Source organism: Allosediminivita pacifica (assembly GCF_003054175.1).
Lineage (GTDB): Bacteria > Pseudomonadota > Alphaproteobacteria > Rhodobacterales > Rhodobacteraceae > Allosediminivita > Allosediminivita pacifica.
Map to the genome: position 1 here is coordinate 37,167 of NZ_QBKN01000035.1, position 8,080 is coordinate 45,246.

The window sequence follows — 8,080 nt, forward strand, 5'->3', positions numbered from 1 at the left end:
GCACCGCATGGAAAAGGTGAAGATGAACGAGGACGTGCTGTTCCTCGCCCTCACGCGCCCGGCGATGATCTTCGGCATCCCCGTCGAAGCCTTTGCCATGTGCTGCGGCATCGGCGGTCTGGCGATGATCGCCGCGGACTCGATCTTCTACCTGCCCATTGCGATCCCCCTGCTCGGCGTCTCTCGCCTGATCGTCGAGCACGATCAGAATGCTTTCCAAATCCTGTTTCGCTGGCTGGACACAAATGCCCGGTGCCGAAACCGGAGCCTCTGGGGGGGATCATCGACATCTCCCCTGCGTCTCCGCCGCCTCTACAAGATCGAGGAGGTCGACTGATGGGCCTGCTCGACAAGATCAAGACGGAGAACACGGCCGACCGCTACCTTCCCTTCATCCGCCATTCGGACGCGCACACGATCATCACGCGCAACCGGGGTGCCTTCCAGATGCTGAAGCTGGAGGGCGTCTCCTTTCGCACGGCGGATACCCAGCTCATCAACACGTTGCACAACCAGCTCAGCCATGCCCTGCGCAACATCGCGGACGACACAGTCATGGCCTATGTCCACGTGGTCCGGGCCACCGATGACGACTATCCGCCCGGCACCTTTGTCACCGACCTCGCCCGCTGGATCGACGAGAGCTACCGCCGCCGCATCGAAGCCAAGCGTCTGTTCCGCAACGATCTGTATCTGACCGTCTACATGCAGCCCCGCAGCCTGCCCGGTGGTCGGCTGGCACAGGGCGTCCGTCGCGCCCGCACCAGCCAGATCGAGGTGGACCAGGATCTTCTGGACGATCTCGACGACAAGACCACTCAACTGACCCGCAACCTCAGCCGCTTCCGTCCCCGGAAGCTCTCGATCATCCGGGACCACCGCGACCTGCTGATCTCCGAGCCTGCCAGTGTCCTGAAGCAATTGATCTCTGGCCGGTATGAGCCGGTTCCGCTGGTTCACGGGACCATCGGCAATGCGATCTACACCGACCGGGTGATCTTCGGGCGGGAGGCGCTGGAAATCCGCCATGCCGCCGCCAGCACCTATGGCGCGATGTTCGGCATCAAGGAATACCACGCCCGCACGCGCCCGAACATGTTCGACAACCTGCTGACGGCCCCCTTCCGCTTCGTTCTGACCCAGTCCTTCCGCTGCACGGCGAAGAACGAGGCCATGCGCCAGATGACCCTCAAGGAAGGGCGGCTGCGCAACGCGAATGACCCCGCCCTGTCCCAGGCGGACGGGCTGCGCGACGCCCGCGACGACCTGATGTCGGGCGAGTTCGTGATGGGCGAGCATAACCTGTCCCTGACCGTCCTGACCGAGGACGCCAAGGAGCTGAAAGCCCGCGCCGCCGATGCGCATAACCTGTTGTCGGAATCCGGGGCTGTCGTCGCCCGCGAGGACATGGGGCTTGAGCCGCAATTCTGGGCGCAGCTTCCCGGCAACCATGCGCATCGAGCGCGGGTCGCGATGGTGACCAGCCGCAACTACACGGCCATGTCACCGCTGCACAATTACCCGACCGGCCACCGGCACGGCAACGAATGGGGCGATGCGGTCAGCAAGCTCCAGACCAGCGCCGGAAGCCCCTTCTACTTCAACTTCCATGTCGGCGATCTCGGTCACACCTTCATCTGCGGCCCCTCCGGCTCCGGCAAGACGGTGGTGCAGACCTTCCTGCTGTCTCAGCTGGAAAAGTTCGGGGCGAAGCGCGTCCTCTTCGACAAGGATTACGGGGCCGAGATCTTCGTCCGCGCCTCGGGCGGCTCCTATCTCGATTTCCAGTCCGGTCGCCCGACCGGCTGCGCGCCGTTCATGGCAATCGAGCTTGATGCGGACGGCCAGGCCTTCATGGTCGAACTGGTGAAATCCATGCTGGGCGGCGAACGCGCCACCTTCTCGGCCGAGGATATCCGGCGGATCGAGATGGCCGTCGCGGGTCTCGCCAACCTGCCGCGCACTGGCCGCACCGTCTCTGCCCTGCGCGAGTTGCTGGGGTTCGGCGGTGGTGCCGAAGACATCGGCAACCGGCTGGACCGCTGGCTGAGCAACGAACGGCTCGGCTGGGTCTTTGACAATTCTGAAGACACCATCGCCTTCGATGCCGATCTGGTGGGCTTCGACATCACTGCCTTCCTCGACGATCCGGAAATCCGCAACCCGATCATGATGTATCTCATGCGCCGGGTCGAAAACCTGATCATCGGCCAGCGCATCGCGATCTTCATCGACGAGTTTTGGAAGGCCCTGTCCGACCCCTACTTCTCGGACTTCGTGAAGAACAAGCTCAAGGTCATCCGCAAGCAGAACGGCATCATCGTGGCCGGGACGCAGTCGGCATCCGACGTGGTACACAGCCCCATTGCCCGCACGATCATCGAGCAATGCGCCAGCCAGATCTTCTTTGGCTCCGAACGTGCCAGTCGCAAAGACCTGGTCGACGAGTTCGGCCTGTCCGAGCGCGAGTTCCATATCGTGCGCGACGAGCTGCCCCTCGGCCACTTCCTGATCAAGCAGGCGCAGAACTCGGCGGTCTGCGACCTCGACCTGTCGGGCCTCGATGACGTGCTGACCGTCCTGTCGGGCCGCACCGCCACCAACGCCATCATGCACACGCTGATGCAGGACCACCCTGCCCCGAAAGACTGGCTCCCCCGCCTGTTTCAGAAAAGGAAGGATCTCCGATGACAGAGCTTCTCATGTCCGCCGCTGCGCTGGCGCTGTCCCTTTCCACCACGGCCCATGCCCAAGGCGTGCCCGTGGTAGACACGGCGGCCATCGCCAACGCCAAGGCCGAGTTCGTCAAGGAAATCGCCCAGATGGTCGAAGAGCTGGAACAGGCCAAGGCGCTCTATGCCTCGATCAACGGCCTGACCGACATGGACTCCATCGTCAGCGCTCTGAACTCGCCCGATGTCCGCGAGCTTCTCGGGCCGGATGCCATGCAGATTGCCAGCGACTTCGACATTGATCTCGATGACCTGGGCGATCTGGCAGGCAAGGCGCGGGACGCGGCCGACTTCTCCGCGCTGGATGGGGCCAACATCGACGCTGACGATTTTTACCAGAGCGAACTGGACCGAATCCGCAACCAGTCGGCCCGCGACACCGCTGTCGGGGATCGGATCGTGTCGCTCTCCGATGACCGGCTGGCGGGGCTTGAGCAGCTGCGCAGCAAGATCGGCTCCGTCTCCACCCAGAAGGAGGTGGACGCACTGAACGCCCGGATCGCGGTGGAACAGGCCATGCTCCAGAACGACACCAACCGCATTCAGGGCCTCGCCATGCTCCAGCAGGCCCAGGCCAAGGTGGAAGAGCAGCGTCAGACCGAAGTTGCCGCACAACGCCGCGCCAAGGAAAGCGCGGCCTTCATCAGCATCTACGGCGACGACAGCTTCTGAGGAGACACTATGCACCTGCCCCTTCCCCTGATCATCACCCTTGCGGCTTCCGCGTTTCTCGCGGGCTGCAAGGAAGAGGCCGAGAACCACACGGTCGACTACTTCACCGCCAATCCCGCCGAGCGGGCCGCGATGCTGGAAACCTGCGAGGTGGCCGACCGCGCGATGGATGACGCCAACTGCGTGAACGCCCGCAAATCCGCCCAGAAAACCCAGACGCAGAAGGACCGTGAAGGTTCTTACCGTCTCTTCGGAGACCCGTCCTTCAACTGATCATCGCCGCCACCCGGAAAGGGCCGTCCCATGCTGCAAGCGCTCTACGACAATTTTGCTGACAGTCTCACCGACAAGATGAACGACATCAGCAGCACCATCTCTTCCGAGCTGACTGCACCGCTGACGGCGGCCCTAACGATCTACCTGTTTCTCTATGGCTGGGCGATCATCCGTGGTTCCATCCACGAACCGCTGATGGATTTCACTCTGCGCGGCGTGAAACTGGCGATCATCTGGACCCTCGTGTCCAGCGCCGGCGATTACTCGTCCTGGGTCGGGGACACGATCCTCAACGGCATCCCCGATTTCGTGGAAACGCTGACCGGCGGCTCGACCGACCTGCCCTCCGATCCCGTCATGGCGATGGCGGGCCGGATCAGCGCCGAGGTGCAGGATCAGTACGGCTCGGGCATCGCGGGCTCGATCTATGGCTATGTCCTGTCGATCGTCGTGATCATCGCCGCCGTACCCTTTGCCGCGATTGCCTTCGTGATCAGCCTTCTTGTCCATTTCGGACTGGCGCTCATGGCCGCGATCGGCCCGCTTTTCGTCGCCTTCGCCCTCTTTGATGTCACGCGCGGCTGGTTCTTCGCCTGGCTGGGTCAGGCCCTGAATTTCGCCCTGCTGAAGCTTCTGGTCATCGTCCTCATGCTGGTGGTGACCTCCTTCATCGGTGACGTCTATTCGAGCTTCAGCATCGAGGACGGCGCGGCGGCAGTCTCTGCATTCCTCGTCGCAATGGCCTGCGGCACGATCTTCTTTTTTCTGCTTCCCTCCATTGCGGCGGCGCTGAGCGCCGGGGCCGGTGCCTCGACCGGTGCCGCGCAGCGCTTCGTGGAGCGGAAGCTTCTGGGAAATGCGGCACCCCGGCAGGGAGGCAGCACGCCCCCTTCCGGCGGCTCCGCGACACGACAGAGCTGAGGCGGACAAATCCACCTCTTCCACGATTAGACTCCAAGGTTACGCGATGAAGAAACTTGTCCTCCTGATGGCCGTCCTCAGCATTTCGGCCTGCGCCACGACGACGCCGCTGCCGGATGTGAAGGGCTCGGTCGTCCGGCCCCTGAACCCGACCAAATGGGACTATCAGGCCGCTGTCCTCGAAAAGCAGAAGGAAATCGGCGTCACGCCCCGGATCGCGGACACGCGGGAGGGAGGCGACGCATGACGGTATCGCAGGACAAGGACCTTGCCGCCTATCTGAAGGAGGCCCGCAGCTTCGATTATGACAGCCGCCTCGCCGCCGAACGCTCCAAGCGGACGGCTTGGATCATCGCCGGGGCCGCCAGCGTCATGGCGCTGACCAGCGTGGCCGCTGTTGGCTTCATGGCTCCGCTCAAGGAAGTGGTGCCCTTCGTCATCCGAGTCGATCAGGCCAGCGGTGTGCCCGAGGTCATGACCCGGCTGAGTGACGGCGAAACCACCTATGACGAGGCTGTCACCCGCTATTTCCTCGCCCGCTATGTCCGTGAACGCGAGGGCTACACCTATGCCGAACGGGAGGCGATCTTCCACGAGGTGACGCTGATGTCCTCGCCCGAGGAACAGGCGCGCTTCTCCACCTATTATAACGGCTCCAACCCCAAGAGCCCGCAATACGCCTATGGCACCGACACCAAGGCCGAGATCAAGATCCGTTCGATCTCCTTCTTGAACGACGGACTGGCACAGGTCCGGTTCTACAAGACCGAGATCAACGAGCGGGAAAACCTGACGACGCAAAGCCTCTGGGTCTCGACCATCGGCTTCGATTTCGACGCCGATGCGGAGATCAGCACCGAAGATCGCACGATCAACCCTCTGGGCTTCATCGTCAGCACCTATCGGGCCGACCCGGAGGTGACGGAATGATCCTGCGCACAGCCCTTATCACCTGTCTGGCGCTCAGCGCCGCCGCGCCTGCCTTGGCGCTCGACATCCCGAACCCGTCGCGTTCCGACAGCCGCGTCCGGTCTGTCAGCTACAACGAATGGGACGTGGTCCGTGTCGTCGGCACCCTGCGGACCTCCGTGCAGGTCGTCTTCGCCCAGACCGAGGAAATCATCGACGTGGGCAGCGGCGACACCGTCGCCTGGGAGATCGTGCCACGCGGCAATATCCTCTACCTCAAGCCGCGCGAGGCCAACCCGCCGACCAACCTCCAGATCGCGACTATGCGTGAGGACGGCACCACCCGGACCTATTCTTTCGAACTGATCGTCCGGGACGGCGCGATCACCAACAACTCCAAGGATGTCTATTTCCAGATCAGGTTCGCCTACCCGACCGACGAGGCCAACCGCCGCCGAACTGAGGCCGCAGACCAGAAAGCACGGGCGCAGGAAGAGGCAGCCAAGGCAAGGCTGGCCGAATCCGTGGCAACCTCTGGCTCGAAGAACTGGCGCTATCTGGTCGCCGGATCGCATGACCTCCAGCCGTCGCAAGCCTACGACAACGGGGAAATGACGGTTCTGACCTTCTCGCGCATGAACCGGATGCCATCGGTCTTTGTCGTGGACAGCACCGGCACCGAGCGCATGGCAAACACCACGGTCCGCAAGAACCAGATCATCGTGCATGACGTGGCTCCCGAGATGCGCCTGCGCCTCGGGAACCAGGTCACCGCAATCTACAACATTGGGCTGGGATCTTCGTCTGGTGGCTACACCGGCACCGGCACCACCAGCCGCTCCGTGCAGCGCGAAATCATCGGACAGTGATCATGACGACTGAAGAGCAAGCACCGCAGGACGGTGCACCCGAACCCATTGAGAACGGCATCGAGGGCGAGCGCGGCATCTCCTCGATCACCAGCGCGAAATCCGCCGGGCTGAACGAGAAGAACAAGAAATTCCTCGTCGCTGCTGGCTTGGTCTTTCTTGGCACGATGGCCTTCCTCCAATGGCCGTCCGACGAAGAGCCTGCGCCGCCCGAAGAAACCGAGCGCCAGCAGACCACGATCCGGCCCGGGCAGAATTTCGAGCCTGCGGAACTGCCCCGAGAGCAGGAGCAGCAAGCCGAGCCAGAGGTGGCAGACCCTGAACCCGAAGCGCCGGTTGGCCCGATCGAGCGGGTCCGCCGGGAAGAACAACTGGCCCCTGCGGAACCGAGCGCGGCCGAACAGCTTTACGAGTCCTCAAAACGCGCGCCTGTCATGGCCTATCAGGGGAACCTGACGGGCCTTGCCGGATCGGCGGCCCAGGCAGGCACCGATGCCGGGGCCAATCTCTTCGGCGGCTCGGCCGAGGGCGCGGGCGGCAAGCTGACGGGACTGGCGGCTGAGCTTGTCACCAGCGACCGGCAATCGGAAAAGGCCACCGTTCTCGCCCATCCGAACCTGACCGTGACGCAGGGCACGACCATCCCCTGTTCGCTCGACACGGCGATGGACTCGACGGCCCCCGGCATGGTCCGCTGCACTGTGACCGACGATGTCTATTCGACCACTGGCGCGGTGATCCTGATGGATCGCGGCACCCGCATCGTTGGCGAGTACAAGGGCGGGATGCAGCGGGGCCGCAAGCGCCTCTTCGTGATCTGGACCCGTGCCGAAACACCGAACGGCGTGATCGTGAACCTGGGCTCGCCGGGTGCCGATGCCCTTGGTCGTACCGGTTTCGATGGCGACATCGACACCCAGTTGTGGACCCGTTTCGGCGGCACGATGATGCTGTCGATCATCGACGATGCCCTGATCGTCGCCACCACCTCCGGCGACGACGAGGATGACTCCTATGAAAACTCCCGCGCGGCGGCGCGCAGCCTCGCCCAGACGGAGCTGGAAAACACCATCGACGTGCCCGTGATCCTGCGGAAGAACCAGGGCGAAGAGGTGTCGGTCATGGTGGCCCGCGATCTCGATTTCTCCGGCGTCTACCGGCTGAAATGATGGAGAGGCCCATCCCGCCCCAAGACAGGCCCGTGCCCCCGGCACTGGCCTCTCACATGGCCCCGCTGTCGCCCTTCTTAGAGCGCCACGACGTTCTGGAAATCTGCATCAACCGCCCCGGCGAGGTCTTCGTCGAATATGCCCAAGGGACATGGGAGCGGGTCGAACTGCCCGACCTGACCTACGCCTTCCTGACCGGCCTCGTCGCGACCGTGGGCACCTTCTCCCGACAGAAGGTCAACGAGACGACGCCGCTCCTCTCCGGCTCCCTGCCGCAGGGCGAACGCATCCAGATCGTGCTGCCGCCTGCCGTACCGGCGGGCACAGTCAGCATCACTATCCGCAAACCGGCGCAGCGGACCTTCACGCTCGACGAACTATTGGGTCAGGGCATGTTCGAAGGCGTCACCAACGCCCCCTCTGCCTTGTCTGGCGAGGATGAAGCCCTTCTCGACCATCACCGCAAGGGCGACTGGAAGACCTTCCTGAACGCCGCCGTGCTGGCAAAGAAGAACATCCTTGTCTCTGGCTC

Annotated in this window: 10 protein-coding genes; all 10 read left to right on the plus strand. The window is 63.4% G+C overall.

The window, feature by feature from the left end; translation table 11 throughout:
- Window positions 1-7 precede the first annotated feature (7 nt).
- The gene (locus C8N44_RS20255) at window positions 8-337 is read left to right on the plus strand and encodes a VirB3 family type IV secretion system protein (protein ID WP_107978583.1); all 330 of its coding nucleotides are present in this window, start codon (window positions 8-10) and stop codon (window positions 335-337) included.
- Window positions 337-2,691, plus strand: coding sequence for a VirB4 family type IV secretion/conjugal transfer ATPase (locus C8N44_RS20260; protein WP_107978584.1), 2,355 nt, complete (start codon window positions 337-339; stop codon window positions 2,689-2,691). The genes C8N44_RS20255 and C8N44_RS20260 overlap by 1 nt, the downstream gene beginning before the upstream one ends.
- Window positions 2,688-3,404, plus strand: a complete 717-nt coding sequence (locus C8N44_RS20265; protein WP_107978585.1) for a type IV secretion system protein — start codon at window positions 2,688-2,690, stop codon at window positions 3,402-3,404. The genes C8N44_RS20260 and C8N44_RS20265 overlap by 4 nt, the downstream gene beginning before the upstream one ends.
- 9 nt (window positions 3,405-3,413) lie before the next feature.
- The gene (locus C8N44_RS20270) at window positions 3,414-3,677 is read left to right on the plus strand and encodes an EexN family lipoprotein (protein WP_107978586.1); all 264 of its coding nucleotides are present in this window, start codon (window positions 3,414-3,416) and stop codon (window positions 3,675-3,677) included.
- Between the two features lie 30 nt (window positions 3,678-3,707).
- Window positions 3,708-4,601, plus strand: coding sequence for a TrbL/VirB6 family protein (locus C8N44_RS20275; RefSeq protein WP_107978587.1), 894 nt, complete (start codon window positions 3,708-3,710; stop codon window positions 4,599-4,601).
- A gap of 46 nt (window positions 4,602-4,647) precedes the next feature.
- Entirely contained in the window at window positions 4,648-4,848 is a 201-nt protein-coding gene (locus tag C8N44_RS20280) for a hypothetical protein (RefSeq protein WP_107978588.1), read from the plus strand.
- A complete protein-coding gene (locus tag C8N44_RS20285; RefSeq protein ID WP_107978589.1) occupies window positions 4,845-5,531 on the plus strand; it encodes a VirB8 family type IV secretion system protein in 687 nt (228 codons plus the stop codon). The genes C8N44_RS20280 and C8N44_RS20285 overlap by 4 nt, the downstream gene beginning before the upstream one ends.
- Complete coding sequence (virB9, locus tag C8N44_RS20290) at window positions 5,528-6,379, plus strand: P-type conjugative transfer protein VirB9 (protein ID WP_107978590.1); 852 nt, start codon at window positions 5,528-5,530, stop codon at window positions 6,377-6,379. The genes C8N44_RS20285 and virB9 overlap by 4 nt, the downstream gene beginning before the upstream one ends.
- A 2-nt stretch (window positions 6,380-6,381) precedes the next feature.
- The gene (virB10, locus tag C8N44_RS23920; RefSeq protein ID WP_107978591.1) at window positions 6,382-7,548 is read left to right on the plus strand and encodes a type IV secretion system protein VirB10; all 1,167 of its coding nucleotides are present in this window, start codon (window positions 6,382-6,384) and stop codon (window positions 7,546-7,548) included.
- Window positions 7,549-7,580: 32 nt separating this feature from the next.
- The coding region (locus tag C8N44_RS20300) for a P-loop NTPase family protein (RefSeq protein ID WP_170121109.1) at window positions 7,581-8,080 on the plus strand (500 nt) is incomplete at its 3' end.